Consider the following 17,227-nt stretch of genomic DNA (forward strand, 5'->3'; position numbering starts at 1 on the left):
CCTGAGCGAAGCGGAGGACCGATGAACAGTGATACGGCGGCCACACAGCCGCCTGGTCCGGCACCCCTCGCCGAGGTGGCCGGATCGTTCCTGCGCCTCGGCCTGACGTCGTTCGGCGGTCCCGTCGCCCACCTCGGGTACTTCCGCGAGACCTTCGTCAGCCGCCGTTCTTGGCTGGACGACCGTGAGTACGCCGACCTCGTGGCCCTGTGCCAGATGCTGCCCGGCCCTGCGTCGAGCCAGGTCGGCATGGGACTCGGGCTGCGCCGTGCGGGCCTGCCCGGGCTCGCGGCCGCGTGGGTGAGCTTCACTCTGCCGTCGGCGATTCTGCTCACCCTCTTCGCGTTGGGGCTCTCGGCCTTCGGTGACCTCGGGGATGCCGGGTGGCTGCTCGGGCTCAAGGCCGCCGCGGTGGCCGTCGTCGCCGGTGCCGTGCAGTCGATGGCGAAAACTCTGACCCCGGATGCTCGTCGTGCGAGCATCGCCGCTGCCGCCCTCACCCTCATGCTCGTCATCCCGGATTCGATGGTGCCGACGGCGCTCATCCAGATCGCCGCGATCGTCCTCGGCGGAGTTCTCGGCCTCGTCTGGCTGAAACGGCCCGACGAAAGTGGGAAAGAGAAATCCTCCCCCGCGGAGGCGGCCTCTCCCGAATCTGCGACCGCTCCCAGTTCCGCCTCCGGATCAGCAGCTGCCGCGGTCGGCTCGCACACTCCCGAGAGCCGCATCGGCTCCCGCGGTGCCAGACGGTTGGGCATCGCCTCCCTCATCGCCTTCGCCGCTCTGCTCCTCGGACTGCCCGCGCTCGCCGCGGCGACCGGGGATACGACCATTCGCCTTATCGACATCTTCTATCGAGCAGGGGCCCTGGTCTTCGGCGGCGGTCATGTCGTCCTGCCCCTGCTCGAGGCCGAACTCGTGCCCACCGGTCTGGTCAGCCACGACACATTCCTCGCCGGCTACGGTGCAGCACAGGCCGTTCCCGGTCCGCTGTTCACCTTCGCGGCGTTCCTCGGAGCGTCGATGACGACGGGACCGAGCGGCATCCTCGGTGCCGGTATCGCCCTGTTGGCGATCTTCCTTCCGGCGGGTCTGCTGGTCGTCGGGATCCTGCCGTTCTGGGAACGGCTGCGTGCCTGGGAACCGGCGACGGCGGCACTGACCGGAGTCAATGCCGCCGTCGTGGGGCTGCTGGGGGCCGCGCTCTACGATCCAGTGTTCGTCGAGGGGATCACCTCGCCTGCGACCCTGGCGCTGGCCGTCGCCGCCTTCGTCGCCGGGACCATGTGGAAGGTCCCGGCGTGGACGACGGTGATCGGCGCCGGGGTGCTCGGCTGGCTGCTGCTGTGATCGGTCAGGCCCGGGGCTCGACCGATCGCTGCCCGGATCAGCCTTGTGATCAGGACTGTTCCCAGTCCTTGCGCAGCAGCTTCTTGTCGAGTTTGCCCACCGAGGTGCGCGGCATCTCCTCGACCACCCTGACCTCGTCGGGCATCTGCCACTTGGCGAAACGAGCACTCAGCGTTTCGACGATCGAGTCCCGGGTCACCTCGGCGCCGGGGTTGGCCACAACGTAGGCGACGGGACGCTCATCCCACTTCTCGTCGGGGACGCCGATGACGGCGGCCTCGCTGACGTCGGGGTTGTCGAGGATCGCGTTCTCCATGTCGATCGACGAGATCCACTCGCCTCCGGACTTGATGACGTCCTTGAGTCGGTCGGTGATCTTCAGGTAGCCGTACTGATCGATGGTGCCGACATCGCCCGAGCGCCACCACCCGTCGAGGAACCGGTCGGCGTTGTCGGGCAGCTGGTAGTAGGACTCGGTGATCCAGGGTCCGCGCATGAGGAGCTCGCCCATGGACTTTCCGTCGCGTGGCAGCTCATTGCCCTCGGGGTCGACGGTCTTCATTTCGACACCGATGATCGGCAGGCCCTGCGAGCGCTTGAGGTCCCACTTCTCTTCCTCGTCGAGGTCGAGACCGGGACGGATCTTCCAGTTCGTCGACGCCAGCGGGGTGGTTTCGGTGGCACCGTAGCCGTGGATGACGTCGGCCCCGGTGACCTCCTTGAACCCGCGCATCATGGACAGCGGCGGCTCGGACGACCCGGAGACGAGACGGACACCGCTGAGGTCCGGGGCCTGCGGCATCTTCTTCATCATCTGCAGCATCGGCCCGAAGATGGCGGGGGCGCCGTTGGCCAGGGTGACCTTCTCCTCGACGAAGGCTTGGGCGATGGCACCGAATTCCTCGGCGGCGAACTTGCCGGGCAGGACGAGCTTGGCGCCGGCGGCCACAGCATTCTGCGGGAAGCCCCACGACAGCACATGGAACATCGGGGTGATGGGCATGACGCAGTCGTCGAAGTTCGCGTGGAGCGCGGCCAGACCGCCCATCGTGTGCAGGTAGATCGACCGGTGCGAGTAGTACACACCCTTGGGGCGGCCGGTTGTGCCGGTGGTGTATCCGGCGTAGGCGGCGGTCTTCTCGTCGACGACGGGCCAGTCGTAGGTCTCGGACTTCTCCGCGATGAGGTCTTCGTAGGAGACGACGTTGGTCAGGCTCGTCTCGATCTCGGCGATCGGCTTGTCGGTCATGACGACCCAGCCCTTGACGTCGAGCTTCGGTGCCAGCGATTCGGCGACGGTCAGCAGCGATTCGTCGACGAAGATCCAGTCCGACTTCGAGTGGCTGACGACGTAGGCGAGGTCCTCGGGAGCCAGGCGCAGGTTGAGCTGGAGCATAGTCGCGGCCACACCGGGCACGGCGAAGTAGAGCTCGAGGTGGCGGCGAGAGTTCCAGTCGAGGACTCCGACCATGGAGCCGGCACCGACGCCGAGGTCGGCGAGGCCGTGCGCGAGCTGCGCCATGCGCTTGAACTCGTCGGCGTAGTTCGACCGGCCCCAGGATCCGTCCGAACGGCGGTAGACGACCTCGGCATCACCGAAGACGGTGGCTGCATGGCGGATGAGGCTGGTGGTGTTGAGCTGGTAGCTGTCGCCCAGGGTGGACGGAATTCCTGTCAGCATGAGACTCCTTCGTTCGTGCTCCGGTCCCTCCTCGTCGCTGTGGCCGCGACGGGAAAAGAATCGTGATCGCCGGTTTCGTGGTGGGCGGTCGTCACCATCACATCAGGTGGGGAGGCGGTGCGGATGCAGATGCCTTGATTCGTGGTCAAACAGTTATCAACCGGTCTGCGGTCCGGCCGCTTTGGACCAGCGTGCGGTCTGGCAGTCATGAACCGTTTCGTCCGCGCCGACCCACAATCATTCCCCGGTGAAGCCGGGTGCCCTCTTGTCGAGGAAGGCAGCGACCCCCTCGGCGAAGTCGTTGCTCGCACGCAGCGCATCCTGTCCTTCGACCTCGCGGGCGAAGGACGCGTCGAGTTCGGCCAGGCTGGCCCGGTTGATCGCTCGCTTCGAAGCTGCCAGGGCACGGGTCGGGCCCTGCGCGAAGACCGCGGCGACTTCTCCGGCACGTTCCAGGTGGCTTCCAGCCGGAACGACCTCGCTGGCCAGTCCCCAGTCGAGGGCGTCGGCGGCCTGCAGCTTCTCTCCGGTCAGCGCCAGGCGCAGGGCCCGGTGGCGTCCGGCCGAGGCGGCGACCAGGGCGGTCGAGCCCCCGTCGGGCATGAGCCCGATCTTCGTGAACGGCAGCATGAGATAGGACTTCTCGCTCATCACCAGATAATCGCAGGCCAGGGCGAGGGAACATCCGATGCCGGCGGCCGGCCCGGACACCGCCGCGATCGTGGGGATGGGCAGGTCGAGGATCGCGGCGATGATCCTATTCGCTCCGGCGAGGTCGATGCCTTCGCGCTTCGCCACTCCACCCTGCAGGTCCGCCCCGGAGCTGAAGGACCGTTCGCTGCCGGTGAGGATGATGGCACGGGATTTCGCGGCCGCCTCGGTGAACGCGGTGCCGATGGCCTGGAATGTCTCCTCGTTGAGCGCGTTGAGGCTCTCCGGACGGTTGATGGTCACGGTCGTGACATCGCCGCTGACTTCGGTGAGAACACTGGTGGACAATGCGACTCCTTCGTACGAATCCGATGATCCGGGTAGCTTTCGGGGCTTCTGCTTCCGTCCGCGCTCAGGCAGGCCGAAGCATCTACCGTCACTTTAACGTACGTTAAGTTGATCTGCGTCACAGACCCGAGCAGCTTCGTTCTTCGCCGAGAAACGGGTCAAGCGTCGAGAAACGCCCGCGCACACCCGTGTCTCGACACGCAGCCCGTTTCTCGGCGGAATGCGTCGTGCTCAAGCCAATGTGGCGTCGAGCTGGGCGGCCGTGAGTTCCCGGTCGGCGAAGACCAGGCGGACGGCGGTCGGGTCGGGATTGCCGGCGTCGGGTGCGCGGTGAACGAGTTCGAGGCCGAGCCTGCGAGCGACCTCCGCCGAGGCGGTATTGACCTCGAGCAGATACGCCACGACCGGCAGCTCCGGGTCGATGTCTGCCGCAGCCTCCATCGCCTCCCGCGAGACCGCTGTCGCCAGGCCACGTCCCTGCGCTTCGGGCCGGAACCGGTATCCGAGGTTCCAGAACGCTCCGGGTGTGCCGCGTGAGGCACCGGGGCCGGAGACTCCGCGCAGCGAACAGCCGCAATGGCCGAGGATGTCCCCGCCTGGAATCTGCCGCACCATCCAGGGTCCGATTCCGTCGAGTTCCCACTGCGAGGCCAGTCGGACGAGGATCGCTTCGGCCTCTTCCTCATCGGTCAGACGGCCACTGGGCAGGTGCGTCCAGACCCGCAGGTCGGAGTCGATGGAGAAGAACTGGTCGAGGTCGTCCACGCTGGGGCGGTCGAGCACATAGTCGGGCGTCTGCCTCATCAGGCAAGGGCCGCCTCGAGGTCGGCCCACAGGTCGTCGAGGTTCTCGATGCCCACGCTCAACCGGATGAGCCCTTCGGGCACAGTTACCGGTTCAGAAGGATGACGGCGGCGCCGTTCGATGAGGGATTCCACCCCGCCCAGGGAGGTCGCCGGCGTCCACAGTCGGACCGCCTCGGCGATGGCGGTGGCCTTGTCCGCGGTCGCGACGGTGAAGGAGATGATCGCGCCGAATCCGTTCATCTGCGCGGACGCGCGGGCGTGGCCGGGGTCGTTCGGCAGGCCCGGGTAGCGGGTTTCGACGACGGCCGGGTGGGCGGCGAGGCGCTCGGCGATGACCTGGGCGTTGGCCTGCGCGCGGTCGAGGCGCACCGCCAGGGTGCGCAGTCCGCGCAGGGCCAGCCAGACCTCGAAGGGACCGGCGATTCCGCCCCGCATGGATCGTTCCGTGTGCAGATCTTCGCGCAGTCCGGTGCTGCTGGTCACGACCGCACCGAGGACGACGTCGGAGTGCCCGGCGAGGTATTTCGTCACCGAGTGCACGACGATATCGGCGCCCAGGTCGAGCGGGGTCTGCAGCAGCGGGGTGGCGAAGGTGTTGTCGACGGAGACGAGGAATCCACGGTCCTTGGCCGCCGCGGTCAGCGCGGGAACGTCGGCGACCTCGAGCATCGGGTTCGTCGGCGATTCGATCCACAGCATCCCCGGGGATGCGGCTTCGCCCGCCGTCGCGTGCCCCGCTTCGTCGAGGGCGGCGATGACCGCCTCGGTGTCGGCGATATCGACGGTGACAAGGTCGAAGTTCTGCCGCCCAGCGATCTGCTCGGCTGAGGCGAGCGCTCCCTGGTAGCTGTGGGTGGGGATGATCAGGGTGCCTCCGGCGGGCACGAGGCTGATCACGGCCGAGATCGCCGCCAGGCCGGAGCCGAAGACCAGTCCGGGCAGGCCTGCATGTTCGAGCTGGCCGAGCGCCTCTTCGAAGGGCGTCCATGCGGGAGTGTCGAAGCGGGCATAGGCATAGGGCGAGTTCGAGATGTCGCCCGCGCTCACGAAGGTCGAGGACAGATCGATCGGCGGGTTCACCGAGGCGCCATCGACGCGCTGAGGTCGTCCGGTCTCGACGACGATGGTGTCCGGAGCGAACTCGGGATGACGGGCGGGAGAGGAGGCTGGCTCGGGCTGTGTCATGTCCCCAATATATGCCTCACCGCATCTCACGGAATCGACAGCGATATTTCGGACACGTTTCCGTAACTCTGAAGTGTTCGCCCGGTGTCCGCTGCTTCGGACGGCGCGGAGACTTCGACCTGCTCGGGCCCCCTTCACTTAGGCGCCTTCACTCGGGTCCCGTCGTTCGGATCCTGTCACTCGAGGCTGTCGACCATGTGCTCGAGCAGCAGACGTGCCCCGGGTGACTGCCGCCGGCTCCCGGCCCATACGGCGTGGAGTTCGCGGGTGAGGTCGACGTCGTCGGCCACCGGCAGCGGCACCAGACGTCCGGCTCGGAAGTCGTCACGCAGAGCGAGTTCGGACAGAACGGCCGGGGCCACGGATGTGGCGGCGGCGATGCGCAGGGCGGAGTTCGATCCGTACTCCCCCGCCACGCGCACTCCCCCAGCTCCGACCAGTGCCGCGTCGATGACTTCCCTGGTGCCCGAACCGATCTCACGTACCAGCAGCGGCACCTGCGCCAGCTCCTCGGCGCTGATCGGCTTCGTCCAGGCGTGAGTGAAGTCCGGGGCACAGGCGATCATGAGTCGGTCACGGCCGACCACCTCGGCGTTGAGGTCCTGCGGCAGGGACACGGATTCGATGAGCCCGAGGTCGCAGGTCTGCCGGCGCACGCGGTCGATGACGGTCGCGGAGTTCTCCACCGACAGACCGATGTCGATCGTCGGGTGCGCGGCGCGGAAGGTCGTGAGGTGGTGGGGCATGAGGTATTCGGCGACCGTCAGCGAAGCGCTGACCTTGACGGTTCCGGCGCGAGCGTCCTGGATCGCGCGGGCGCCGGCGTAGAGCGTGTCGTAGGCTTCGATGACCTTCGACGCCCATTCGGCGACGGCGCGGCCCTCGACGGTGAGTTCGGTACCCCGCGGAGAGCGCCGCAGCAGCGGGACCTTGAGATCGCGTTCGAGGTTGCGCAGGCTGCGGGAGGCATTCGGCTGGGCGAGATCGAGTTTCGCCGCGGCCTGGCCGATCGACCTGGCGTTGCCGCTGAGGGCCACCAGCAGCCCCAGAGCCTGGAGCTCGGGCCAGTTCTTCATATTCCCGAGGTCGTGCATATGCTCATCATGACATATCAGATCCATATGGGTTGCTAAGAAATCACCGTCTACTGCGACCGTGCAGGCGTTGACAGACTGAAGTCATGAACCGCTTCGCCTCCCTCCTGCCCGGACTCGCCGTCGCCGCTGTGGCCACGGCCGTCGCGTGGCCGATCTCCATGCTCGCCCCCGTGCTCTCACCGCTGCTCGTGGCGATCGTGCTCGGAATCCTTCTGGGCAATCTCGTGCCCACCCTGCCCGAGGCGTTCATGCCCGGACTCAACTTCGCCGCGAAGCCGCTGCTGCGCCTGGGCATCGTCGCCCTCGGCGCGCAGGTGGTGCTCGGCGACATCCTCGACCTCGGGTGGCTCGTTCTCGTCCTCGCTGCCGTCATCGTCGCCGCTGGCATCCTCTCGGCCCTGGCCCTGGCCGGACCGCTCAAGGTCGACCGCCCCCTGGCCGTGCTCATCGGCAGCGGATTCGGCATCTGCGGTGCCGCCGCCGTCGCCGGAGTTGAGTCGACTCTGAAGTCGAAGAAGGAGGATGTGGCGGCCGCGATCGGCCTCGTCGTCCTCTTCGGAACCCTGATGATCGCGATCGTGCCCGGACTCTCGACCGCCCTGGGTCTGTCCCCGGAGACCGCCGGAATGTGGGGCGGTGCCGCCACCCATGAGGTCGCCCAGGTCGTGGCGATCGGCGGGATCATCGGCCCCGCGGCCCTCGAGATCGCCGTCCTCGTCAAACTCGCCCGCGTCATCATGCTCGCCCCCACCGTCGCCGTGTTCAGCTACGCAGTGCGCCGCAGCGAGGACAGAGCACTGACGAACACCGACACCGAGGCGGCCGCCGGTTCCGCCGAGACCTCCGCAGGTGCGGGGTCGGGTGGAGAGAGCAACGGGTCTGGCGCATCGGCCGCGGGGTCGGTGTCGACCGGCGGGTCGGTGTCGATCGCGGCGAAGCAGACTCCGGCGCAGGGCAAACGTCCGCCGATCGTTCCGCTCTTCGTCGTCGGCTTCCTCATCATGGCGGCCCTGCGCACCTTCGGCCTGCTGCCCGAGATCGCGGTCACCGGACTCAGCTGGATCCAGACAGTATGCCTGGCTATGGCGATGTTCGCCCTCGGCCGCGGAGTGCAGTGGCGATCACTGAAGAACCTCGGCGCCCGGCCGATCGCCCTGGCCGCACTCGTCACGATCATCGTCGCCCTCATCGCCCTCGGCGGAGCCATCCTCCTCACCTAACCCCTCCCCAATTGCTACCTGACGGCGGCCCAGCAACCTCGCGCGAGGTTGCTGGGCCGCCGTCAGGTAGCAATTGGGGAGGATTTTCCGTCTATCGGGACTTTCCGACGGATCGGACACGCCTCAGCGGTACCCGCCGGTAACACTGGTAGTCTCTCAGCGAATCAGCCAGCGATGCTCAGTGTCGCTTCAGCCTTCGCAAGGACATCATGCTCACTCAGATCATTGCTCTGCTCATATTCGTCGCCCTCTTCGCCATCGGCGCTGTCCGCGGCGTGCAGATCGGCGTGCTCATGCTCGTCGGCGCGGCCGGAACCGGGCTCCTCTTCACCGATATGGCCATCGACGACATCATCGCCGAGTTCCCCTTGGACATCATGATCCTGCTGGCCGGGGTCACCTATTTCTTCGCGATCGCGCAGGAGAACGGGACCGTCGACAAAATCATCGACTGGGCCCTCGAACGCGTCGGATCCTCGGCGGTGCTGCTGCCCGCGGTGTTCTTCGTCATCACGGGCTGCATTGCGGCCATGGGTGCCCCACTGGCCGGCCTCGTCATGATGCCGGTGGGCATGCAGGTCGCCCGCAAGTACGGCGTCGACTACGCGCTCATGGGACTGGCGATCTGCTTCGCCATCGGCGCCGGCGGCTTCGCCCCGACCAGCCTCTACGGAATCGTCACGTACTCGACCGCCCACGATGCCGGCATCGACCTCTCCCCATTCCTGCTCTTCGGAATCGCCGTGGCCGTCTACCTCGTTATGCTCGTCGTCGCCTACTTCATGTACGGTCGGTCGCTGTTCTCGAAGACGACGGTGGCGGCCGCCGAGCATGCTTCGGCCGGGAGCACCCAGTCGAAGATCTCCCGCGGCTCCGCCTCGGCGTCGAGTGTCGCCTTCGGTGAGGATGACGAAGACGAAGCGCTCTTCGACTCCTCCACCACCGACGTGGCGGGAGAATCCAAGCCGTTCACCTTCGTACAGATCCTCACCGTGATCTTCATGGTCGGCCTCATCGGCACCGTGGTCGTGCTCGCGGCCCTCGGTCAGGAACCGGACATCGGCCTGCTCTGCTTCATGTTCGGAGCGATCCTCGCGCTCGTCGACCCGAAGACGGGCAAGGCCGCGATCCCGAAGATCGACTGGCCGACCGCGCTGCTCGTCGGCGGCATCATCACCTTCGTCGGCGTGCTGCAGAACATGGGAGCCGTCGACCTGCTCGGCGAAGGCGCCGAGTCGATCGGTTCGCCGCTCATCGCCGCCTTCGTCCTCTGCATCGTCGGCGGCCTGGTCTCGGCCTTCGCATCGACGACGGGCATCCTCGCCGCGCTCGTGCCGCTGGCTCTGCCGCTCATCGCCGCGGGTGGGGTTCCCGGCTGGGCACTCATCGCCGCTCTGGGCGTGTGCTCGGCGGTCGTCGACGTCTCACCGTTCTCGACGCTGGGTGCCACGGTCGTCGCGACCGCCCCGGTCGAGGACAAGCCGCGCCTGACCCGCATCCTCGTGAAGTTCGGCATGTCGATGGTCGTTATCGGACCGGTCGCGCTCGTCGGCGGCCTCGTCGTGCCCGCCATGATGTTCTGAGGCTGAGCGCCAGGGCCAGGTTCCAGGGCCTCCAAGAATAGGTCAGCATCGGTCACTTTTCTCCAACAGAGAGAAGTGTCCGATGCTGACCTATTTTCCGACTGCAACCCGTTCTTCGGCTGCAACCACGCTTCTGCCGCCCCTCAGCTCAAGGGCTTGGCCAGCAACACGAATTCCAGGTCATCGACCTTCGGCAGCCCGAAACGTTCGTCGCCGTAGGGGAAGGGCTCGATTTCGCCGGTGCGCACGTAGCCGCGGCGCTCGTAGTAGGCGATGAGTTCGTCACGCTTATTGATCACGCTCATCCGCATCGACGTCGCACCCCAATGTTCGGCCACCCACGCCTCGGCGAGGCCGATGAGCAACGACCCCAGCCCTTTGCCCTGTCCCAGCGGAGAGACTGCGAGCACCCCGAGGTAGGAGGCTCCGTCTTCGGGCTCTCGCACATAGACGCTGGCCACGGCACGACCCTGATCATCGCGGGCGAGCAGGATCTGGGAGTCCGCCTCGGCGAGCATGTCCTCAGCCATCGGACCGTCGAGCCGTTGTCCCCCGAGCAGGTCCGCCTCGGTGGTCCACCCCTGTTTCGACCCCTCGCCGCGGTAGGCCGAAGACACGAGCTCGACGTAGTCGGGAATGTCGGCGGACGTCAGTTCGGTGACCTCGAATCCGACTGCGCGCAGCTTCTGGCGGTGCGCGTCGACCAGGGTCGCCGAGGGGTGTGCGGTCATAGGTGGGACTCCTTCAAGATCGTCCGGTCGGCTGCGTCAGACCAGGCTAGTCGCTTCCTCAGAAACAGAACTATAGTGTCAGTTGTCAGGACAGCGGCGATCGCCGATCGAACGCCGACGACCATCGCGCAGTGCCGCCGGCACGGACATTCGGGAGGAATGACCATGGACATCGACATCTCGGGAGAGACCTTCACCATCACCGAGGATGCTGCGGCCAAACGCTTCACCGTTTCCCACTCCGGAAAGGTCATCGGTCTCGTCGATTACATCGACCGTGAGGCGAGTGCCGATGACACCGCCGACGGCCCGGTGCGCATCTTCACCCACACCGAGGTGTCCCCCGAGTGGGGCGGCCGCGGCTTGGCCGCCAAGCTGGTGCGCTATGCACTGGAGACCAGCGCCGAGGAGGGGCTGAAGTTCCGGACGACGTGCTCCTACGTGCAGAATTTCCTGGTCAAGAACGACGAGTTCGACAAGTTCGTCGCCTGAGCGTCACGCTCGGTCTCGTCAGCTCCCTGCCCGGGGACGTCAACTCGCACCCCAGAGTCGTCATTACGCAGTGACCGGGCCTGCTTCGCTTAATTTCGCGGGCGTCAGCGGTTCGCCGCTGGCGCCTTCTTCTGCATTGCCCACGATGTTCGCGCTCTCGACGATCTCCTGTTGACGGTCGTGTCCGGAGACGAAGCGCAGGACGAAGATCGCCCAGGCGGTGACTGCCACGATGACCGCGGCGACGAGTGACCACAGCAGTCCTGGGTCACTGACTGCCAGCTGTGGGATCTCTCGTCCGGGGACTGCAGCGGCAAAGATGCCTGCGATCAGTGCACCCAGATAGGAGCCGACCATCATTCCGATGTGGCGGCGGACATTGCCACGGCGGATCGCGATGACGCCGAGCGTGGTGGAGATGAAGGTCCAGATCGCCAGGGCGTGGAAGAGCGTGAAGGAACCGGTGAGCGAGTAGATGAACATTCCGCTGGTGCACACGAAGTACATGAGAATGACCCAGGACCGTCCGATGAAACGGTGCTTGCGGTCCTTGGTGCGGCGGATGATCTGGATAGGTCCCAGCAGGACGACACCCGTGGCGGCGATGGCATGGATGGCGATGAAGAGTGAGAACATGTCATTAAGATAGTGTCACTAACCAAGTGTGGCAACGTGGATAGTGAACGCCGCTTCCACTATCCATTCACCGTCGTCGAGGACGAAACCTGCAGAAGCAACCCGCAGAAGGAGGGGCACAGTGAAGCTCAGCGCATTGGCAAAGGCCGCCGGCGTCTCGGCTGCGAGTATCAAGTACTACATCCACGAGGGGCTTCTGCCGCCTGGACAGAAGAAGAATGCGACGACGGCCATCTACGACGAGACGCATCTGCACCGGCTGGCGCTCATCCGCTGGCTGCGCGAGGAGCTGGCCACTCCAATCGCCGACACCGCTGAACTCACCCGCGCCATTGACGACGAATCGCTGCCGACGATCGAGCTGATGGGCGTATGCCAGGAGCTCGCCTTGCGCGGGAATTCCGGACTGCCCGCCTCGGCGCAGCGCGCACCGGGTTCCCCGCCGTTCGCCCTGCGGGCCTCCGGAACACATCCGACCGCAGTCTGCCCCACCCCTGACCGCTTCGATGATCTGGTCTCCGAGGTGATCGATCGCCTCGGCTGGCCCGATGAGGAATCGGCAGCGAGGAATGCACTGGCCCGTGTCGTCGCGGTGGTCGATGCGGGGGGATACCCGGTCACCGTCGATTCGATCGTCGCCCAGTGCCGGGCCATTGCCCCTATCGCTCAGTCTCATGTCCGCCCGATCAGCATCGAGCACAGTCGCGACAGGGTCTGCCTGAGCGTGATCCGCGGCATCACGATGTCCAATCGTCAGCTCATCGCCGCGAGTGCGCTGGCTCATGCTTCGCTGTCGATGATGTCGCGCGGCCTCGATGACTGACCGCTATCCAGCGCCCGGGACCGCCTCACCACTTCGCGGTGACCGGGCCACACCCCACACCGCTACGCCCACAACCGCCTCGGCCATACCAATTGCGCTCGGCCTGACGTAACGCACTGGAGCAACAGTGCCGTCAGTCAGCACTGAGGTGATCAGGCACTGGCGGTGCGTCGTCCCTTCTTCGCAAGGTAGGCGGCGACGGAGATCGAGACCAGACAGCCCACAGCGAGATAGGCACCGACGAGGTACCAGCTGCCGTCGCCGACTCCGACGAGGTACGTGGCGATGAACGGAGTGAAGCCGCCGGCCAGCGCGCTGGCCAACTGGTAGCCGACGCCCGCTCCGCTGTATCGGAACTCGGGGCTGAACATTTCGGCGAACAGCGGCTGCTGGACGCTGACGACCGCGTCGTGGGCGATATTGACCAGCAGCACGGCGAAGATCACGATGACAATCGTGCTTCCCGATTCCAGAGCGAAGAAGAACGGGATCGCGCTGAGCAGTCCGACGACCCCGCCGGTGAGATAGACGCGCAGCCGTCCGTACCGATCAGAGAGGTAGGCGAAGGCAGGAATCGTGACGATTCCCAGTCCGCCGACGAGCAGCGTAATGTTGAGCATGAACTGCCGGTCGAGACCGAGTTCGTCCGTCGCATACGACAGCGCGAAGGTGGTGACGATGTACATAGTCAGAAGCTCGATGAACCGCAGGCCGACGATTTGTGCGATCTGTGCGGGGAATCGCTTGAAGGCCTCGAGGATCGGCAGTTTGGGAACTTTGTCCTCGTCCGCGTTCTTCACTCGCTCCACATATTCTTCGGATTCGGCGACACCGGAACGGATCCACAGCCCGACCAGGACGAGGCCGGCGCTGGCGAGGAACGGGATCCGCCATCCCCAAGCCAGGAAGCCTTCGGAGGTCAGTCCGCCGCTGAGGATGGCGACGAGTCCGGTGGCCAGCAGCAAGCCGAACGAATAGCCGACCTGAACCCCGCTGGAGTAGAAGGCGCGCAGCTTCGGCGGTGCGCTTTCAACGGCCATGAGCGCGGCGCCTCCCCATTCTCCGCCGACCGCCACGCCCTGGATGCAGCGCAGCAGGACGAGCAGTGCCGGTGCCAGCCAGCCGATCGCCTGGTAGGTCGGCAGACAACCGATGAGGGCGGTCGCCACGCCCATGATCGTCATCGTCCAGATGAGCATGGACTTGCGCCCGAGGCGGTCGCCGAAGTGGCCGAAGATGATTCCGCCGAGCGGGCGGAAGATGAATCCGACGCCGAAGGTCGCGAACGCCGCGAGCGTGCCCGCCCGGTCACTGTAACCGGGGAAGAAGAGCTCGCCGAAGGCCAGAGCTGCGACGATCCCGTAGAGCAGGAAGTCGTACCATTCGACGACGGCGCCGATGAACGACCCGGCAGCCGCACGGCGTGCACGCCGTCCCACGTCAGGTTCAGCTCTCACCTGGTCTTCGATATCGGCCATCGGATTCTCCCCTGAACTCGTCTTCGGCCTCCTGCTGGCCGCCCTCGCGTGATCGACGCTGAGCAATCTAGCACGGCCGATGACGACTGAGCGGCCCGTGTCCACCAGGGAAAACGCACGTCGCCGGTCAGTCTCCGTCCACGGTTGCCGATGCGCTGGGGTCAGGCACCGACCGGAGGGGCCACTACAATCGGCAACTGTGAACGCCTGCACGCTTCGCCGCTCGCGACCGCTGTCGATTTTCGGCCGGTTCCCGTGATCCTGCCGGAGGTCCGTGATCCCCGGGTGATCACGATTCGCCGAGGCGGCTCCCTCACCGATTCCGACCACCACTTTCTCGCGCTGTGGGCCGCCGACTGCGCCGAACACGTCCTGCCGGTCTTCGAAGCCGTCTGCCCCGAGGATGAACGACCTCGCGAAGCCATTGCCGCCGCCCGGGCGTGGGCAGCCGGTGAAATGCCGATGATGGAGGCTCGCGCCCTCGGCGGTCATGCCATGGGTGCGGCACGACCCCTGCGTGGACCCGCCCGATTCGCCGCTTATGCGGCGGGACAGGCAGCCTGCGTCGGACACGTCGCCGAGCACAACCTCGGTGCAGCGGCCTACGCGATCAAAGCGGCCCGAGGGGCATCGGGGAAGGACCTTGGGGCCGGTCTCGGCGAACGCGACTGGCAGCGCGACCGGCTGCCGAATGAAGTCCGCGAACTCGTGCTGGAAGATCAGGCACGACGCGATGCGATCTGCTGTTCGGTCTTCAGCGCCTGATCGCTGGCGGCACCCTCCATGGCAGACAGCACGCTTTCAAACGGGTGCTATCTGTCGTGAACTGGACTGCCAGCGACAAACCCTCGTGGTCACCGCAGCCCTGGTACGCAGAAGCCCGCCGGAGTGTACGGGCGTCTGCGTCGGCCTCGCGAAATCCTTGCAGACCTCGCTTCAGAGGCTTCGGGGCTTCACGCGCGCCGGCGAGCGAGAACGTCGTTGACTGCGCCGAGGTCGGCGGTCTTCGTCGTCCGGATCGCTTTGCGCCCGTGGCCGAGCGGTCCTTCCTCGCGGGCGGAGTCGCTAAGTTCGGGACGGTAGCCGAGCTCTTCGGCGAACTGAGCCGCGATATCTTCACGGCTGCGGGCCTCGGTTTCGTACGAGCTGGCATCGGCCGCTGATGCCGAGGGCACCGGATGCTCGGCTTCAGGTGCGTCGACGTAGCTGGGCACCGGCAGCGGGGTCGGCGACCAGCCGTCGCGCGATTTCAGGCGCTGCATGAACGGGTCATCGACCGTGCGTGCCGCCGCATCAAGCGCAACGTGCACATCCGCATCGACTTCCTTTCCACCGGACGCATCTGAGACGGTTTCGGTCTCAGTGAGGAGGTCGGCTCCGAGCGAGACCGGAGCCTTGGTGAATTCGGTCCGAGCCTTCTCTGCAGACGTCGCCGAGGCGGGGTCGGCATCGTTCTCGCGGTCGATGTTGGTACCCGTCGCCTTCGACTCTGCCGTCGACGTTGATTCCGCGGTGGCGACAGTGCCCGACGTCGAGGCGGCCTCCGAGCCGGCGGCCACCTCGGCGGAAGTCGCGTCACCGTCTGCGGTGGCGTTCTCCTTCACGACCGGGATCGGTCCGGTGAGGAGGACCTGGCGCGTGGTGTGGCCCTCGGCGGCTTCCTTGCGGATGCGCACGAGCGGGATCTCTCCGGTGTCGGCCTCTTCGCGGGACTTCTTCGCCGCGGCGGAGCGGTTCATCGCAGCGCGAGCCTGCGCGGCCTTCGCCGCCGCGCTCGTGCCCTGGGCGGCCGCGGCGATCCGGGCAGCGGTACCGCTCGAGGTCGATGCCGGGGCCGTGCGAGGCTGCTGCTTGACCGGAACGGTCTGCGACTTCGCGCCCGTACGAGCTGCTGTCTGCGATCCAGTTACAGGCTGTGCGCTTGTCGCCGTCTTGGCCGAGGCAGTCGGTCGTGAGGAGGCAGTCTGTCGTGCCGTGGCAGTCAACGGTTCGGCCGACTTCGGCTCGGCGGCACGCTCGACCTTGGCGGCGTGCTCCGGCTCAGCGGCACGCTTCGGCTGGCCCGCTGACCGTGACCGTGCGGTCTCCTGCAGACGTCGCAGCTTCTTCTTCGTCTCCCGCTTGCGCAGATTGAGCGTGCGCACGAGGAAGAGAGTGACGACCGCGAGCCCGAGGAAGACACCCGCCAAGGCGATGTGCACGACCGAGAAGGCCGCGAGCACACTCGACACAAGGATGCCGAGAACCGAGGCGAGGAAGACCAGGGAGAAGCCCCTGACCATGGTGTTCAGCGACTTCAGTGACTCCCGCAGGGTCGTGGCTTGCTCGGTCATCGCATGTTCCTCATCGGTTCCGATGGTCGGATTGGAAATCTGTCGGTTCTGTCCATCTGTGCCGGCCATCCCCTCGCCGAGGTGGCCGCCGCGTCCCGTCCGGGACCGGCCTTCACGTGGTCCGCCTCCGTGAGGAGCTGGACCGGCGCCGGCCGAAGCCATCCGGCTCGTCGACGCCTTGTGCCCCGCGCCGGTCGAGTGCGGCGGATGGGCCTGTGGCGAACGGCCCTGTCTGTCCGACGGCCCGACGGAGCGGCCGCTGTCGTTGAAGACGGCATGGACCGCGGGGTGGAGCAGTCGCACATTGTCAGTGGCAGCGCCTGCACGAACACCTGTGTCAGTGCCGACGCCTACGCTGGAAACGACAACACCGCGACCGACGGCCGCATGGTCGGCGGACAGGGAGGAGTAAGTTTCACCGACCGCAACGGGAAGGACGTTGAGCTGGGCGTGCTCGGCAGCCTCGGTGATGGTGTGTGCTTCGGCGTGACCGTCGATGACGGCGAGCTCGGGAGTGGAGGCCGAGAGACTCAGCTTCGGGGCCTCGACTTCCTGTGAGACGTCCGGGGTCGGAACCGACGGCACCTTCCGAGGTTTGTCGTGGAAGACCTGGATGCGCTCCGAATGGTCGTGCCCGGGGATGGCTGTCTCGGCGGAGACGACGGCCGCATTGTCCGGAACCGTGTCGATTTCGACGCGCGAGAGATCCGTCGCGGACTTCCGAATCATTGCGGGCACAGCAACGGCGAAGACCACGACGATGGCGATGACGACGATGATGCTGGTGTCCACAATGCCACCCTAAGTTGCAGG

General features: G+C 66.3%; 15 protein-coding genes. 6 read left to right on the forward strand and 9 right to left on the reverse strand.

Annotated elements, in window-relative coordinates:
• The first annotated feature begins 21 nt into the window (after window positions 1-21).
• A complete protein-coding gene (gene chrA / locus HK108_RS04770) occupies window positions 22-1,350 on the forward strand; it encodes a chromate efflux transporter (RefSeq protein ID WP_181270704.1) in 1,329 nt (442 codons plus the stop codon).
• A gap of 49 nt (window positions 1,351-1,399) precedes the next feature.
• On the opposite strand, the gene HK108_RS04775 is transcribed toward chrA, so the two are convergent.
• The 5 genes from HK108_RS04775 to HK108_RS04795 all read right to left on the reverse strand — a co-directional run bounded on the left by HK108_RS04775 (window position 1,400) and on the right by HK108_RS04795 (window position 7,115).
• Entirely contained in the window at window positions 1,400-3,031 is a 1,632-nt protein-coding gene (locus HK108_RS04775; RefSeq protein ID WP_181270705.1) for a long-chain-fatty-acid--CoA ligase, read from the reverse strand.
• A 237-nt stretch (window positions 3,032-3,268) separates the two neighbouring features.
• The gene (locus HK108_RS04780; protein ID WP_181270706.1) at window positions 3,269-4,030 is read right to left on the reverse strand and encodes an enoyl-CoA hydratase; all 762 of its coding nucleotides are present in this window, start codon (window positions 4,028-4,030) and stop codon (window positions 3,269-3,271) included.
• Between the two features lie 231 nt (window positions 4,031-4,261).
• Window positions 4,262-4,834 (reverse strand): GNAT family N-acetyltransferase, encoded by a 573-nt coding sequence (locus HK108_RS04785; RefSeq protein WP_181270707.1) that lies wholly within the window; start codon window positions 4,832-4,834, stop codon window positions 4,262-4,264.
• Window positions 4,834-6,021, reverse strand: a complete 1,188-nt coding sequence (locus tag HK108_RS04790; RefSeq protein ID WP_181270708.1) for a trans-sulfuration enzyme family protein — start codon at window positions 6,019-6,021, stop codon at window positions 4,834-4,836. The genes HK108_RS04785 and HK108_RS04790 overlap by 1 nt, the downstream gene beginning before the upstream one ends.
• A gap of 176 nt (window positions 6,022-6,197) precedes the next feature.
• Window positions 6,198-7,115: a LysR family transcriptional regulator gene (locus HK108_RS04795; RefSeq protein ID WP_181270709.1), complete on the reverse strand. Its 918-nt coding sequence runs from the start codon at window positions 7,113-7,115 to the stop codon at window positions 6,198-6,200.
• 86 nt (window positions 7,116-7,201) lie between these two features.
• On the opposite strand from HK108_RS04795, the gene HK108_RS04800 reads away from it, so the two are divergent.
• The gene (locus HK108_RS04800) at window positions 7,202-8,338 is read left to right on the forward strand and encodes a YeiH family protein (protein ID WP_181270710.1); all 1,137 of its coding nucleotides are present in this window, start codon (window positions 7,202-7,204) and stop codon (window positions 8,336-8,338) included.
• 209 nt (window positions 8,339-8,547) lie between these two features.
• Window positions 8,548-9,921 carry an SLC13 family permease gene (locus HK108_RS04805; protein WP_181270711.1) on the forward strand — a complete coding sequence of 458 codons (1,374 nt, stop codon included), beginning with the start codon at window positions 8,548-8,550 and terminating at the stop codon, window positions 9,919-9,921.
• A 143-nt stretch (window positions 9,922-10,064) separates the two neighbouring features.
• On the opposite strand, the gene HK108_RS04810 is transcribed toward HK108_RS04805, so the two are convergent.
• The gene (locus HK108_RS04810) at window positions 10,065-10,652 is read right to left on the reverse strand and encodes a GNAT family N-acetyltransferase (protein ID WP_139908914.1); all 588 of its coding nucleotides are present in this window, start codon (window positions 10,650-10,652) and stop codon (window positions 10,065-10,067) included.
• Window positions 10,653-10,817: 165 nt separating this feature from the next.
• Here HK108_RS04810 and HK108_RS04815 point away from each other — a divergent pair, with 165 nt between their 5' ends.
• Window positions 10,818-11,144 carry a GNAT family N-acetyltransferase gene (locus HK108_RS04815; protein WP_139468185.1) on the forward strand — a complete coding sequence of 109 codons (327 nt, stop codon included), beginning with the start codon at window positions 10,818-10,820 and terminating at the stop codon, window positions 11,142-11,144.
• Between the two features lie 63 nt (window positions 11,145-11,207).
• On the opposite strand, the gene HK108_RS04820 is transcribed toward HK108_RS04815, so the two are convergent.
• On the reverse strand, window positions 11,208-11,780 hold the full coding sequence (locus HK108_RS04820) for a DUF2306 domain-containing protein (RefSeq protein ID WP_181270712.1): 573 nt from the start codon (window positions 11,778-11,780) through the stop codon (window positions 11,208-11,210).
• A gap of 121 nt (window positions 11,781-11,901) precedes the next feature.
• Between HK108_RS04820 and HK108_RS04825 the strand changes: the two genes are divergently transcribed.
• On the forward strand, window positions 11,902-12,603 hold the full coding sequence (locus HK108_RS04825; RefSeq protein WP_181270713.1) for a MerR family transcriptional regulator: 702 nt from the start codon (window positions 11,902-11,904) through the stop codon (window positions 12,601-12,603).
• Window positions 12,604-12,755: 152 nt separating this feature from the next.
• Here the strand turns inward: HK108_RS04825 and shiA are convergent, their stop codons facing one another.
• A complete protein-coding gene (gene shiA / locus HK108_RS04830) occupies window positions 12,756-14,081 on the reverse strand; it encodes a shikimate transporter (protein ID WP_181270714.1) in 1,326 nt (441 codons plus the stop codon).
• Between the two features lie 255 nt (window positions 14,082-14,336).
• On the opposite strand from shiA, the gene HK108_RS04835 reads away from it, so the two are divergent.
• A complete protein-coding gene (locus HK108_RS04835) occupies window positions 14,337-14,846 on the forward strand; it encodes a putative immunity protein (protein WP_181270715.1) in 510 nt (169 codons plus the stop codon).
• Window positions 14,847-15,034: 188 nt separating this feature from the next.
• Here HK108_RS04835 and HK108_RS04840 read toward each other — a convergent pair whose 3' ends face one another.
• The gene (locus HK108_RS04840) at window positions 15,035-17,206 is read right to left on the reverse strand and encodes a hypothetical protein (protein WP_181270716.1); all 2,172 of its coding nucleotides are present in this window, start codon (window positions 17,204-17,206) and stop codon (window positions 15,035-15,037) included.
• Window positions 17,207-17,227: the final 21 nt, after the last annotated feature.

Origin of the sequence: Brevibacterium sediminis (assembly GCF_013623905.1) — a bacterium.
GTDB classification, from domain to species: Bacteria; Actinomycetota; Actinomycetes; order Actinomycetales; family Brevibacteriaceae; genus Brevibacterium; species Brevibacterium sediminis.

Coding starts and splice junctions, on each gene's coding strand:
- chrA (WP_181270704.1), top strand. CDS start 22: ATGAACAGTGATACGGCGGCCACACAGCCGCCTGGTCCGGCACCCCTC.
- HK108_RS04775 (WP_181270705.1), bottom strand. CDS start 3,031: ATGCTGACAGGAATTCCGTCCACCCTGGGCGACAGCTACCAGCTCAAC.
- HK108_RS04785 (WP_181270707.1), bottom strand. CDS start 4,834: ATGAGGCAGACGCCCGACTATGTGCTCGACCGCCCCAGCGTGGACGAC.
- HK108_RS04790 (WP_181270708.1), bottom strand. CDS start 6,021: ATGACACAGCCCGAGCCAGCCTCCTCTCCCGCCCGTCATCCCGAGTTC.
- HK108_RS04795 (WP_181270709.1), bottom strand. CDS start 7,115: ATGCACGACCTCGGGAATATGAAGAACTGGCCCGAGCTCCAGGCTCTG.
- HK108_RS04800 (WP_181270710.1), top strand. CDS start 7,202: ATGAACCGCTTCGCCTCCCTCCTGCCCGGACTCGCCGTCGCCGCTGTG.
- HK108_RS04805 (WP_181270711.1), top strand. CDS start 8,548: ATGCTCACTCAGATCATTGCTCTGCTCATATTCGTCGCCCTCTTCGCC.
- HK108_RS04810 (WP_139908914.1), bottom strand. CDS start 10,652: ATGACCGCACACCCCTCGGCGACCCTGGTCGACGCGCACCGCCAGAAG.
- HK108_RS04815 (WP_139468185.1), top strand. CDS start 10,818: ATGGACATCGACATCTCGGGAGAGACCTTCACCATCACCGAGGATGCT.
- HK108_RS04820 (WP_181270712.1), bottom strand. CDS start 11,780: ATGTTCTCACTCTTCATCGCCATCCATGCCATCGCCGCCACGGGTGTC.
- shiA (WP_181270714.1), bottom strand. CDS start 14,081: ATGGCCGATATCGAAGACCAGGTGAGAGCTGAACCTGACGTGGGACGG.